The 209-nt window shown below is 68.4% G+C and carries 1 protein-coding gene; it reads left to right on the top strand.

The annotated features are described in order from the left end of the window. On the top strand, positions 1-209 hold a 209-nt coding region (locus tag DRV85_RS19305; RefSeq protein WP_420820933.1), incomplete at both ends, for a M10 family metallopeptidase C-terminal domain-containing protein.

Below are 209 nucleotides of genomic sequence, written 5' to 3'. Positions count from 1 at the left end.
GGCGCCGACACGCTCTGGGGGGCGCAGGGCGACGATACCTTCGTCTTCGCCGCATCGCATGGCGCCGACGTGGTCGCCGATTTCGAGGCCGGCGACGACGAGCGGATCGATCTCTCCGCGATCGCCGAGATCGTCGACTTCACGGACCTCGTCGCAAATCACCTCGCCGACGTGGGCGGCACGGCGCAGATTCAGTCCTCGCAGGGCAC

It is taken from the genome of Rhodosalinus halophilus (assembly GCF_003298775.1).
Classification (GTDB): domain Bacteria; phylum Pseudomonadota; class Alphaproteobacteria; order Rhodobacterales; family Rhodobacteraceae; genus Rhodosalinus; species Rhodosalinus halophilus.
This window is presented reverse-complemented; position numbering and strand designations above follow the sequence as displayed.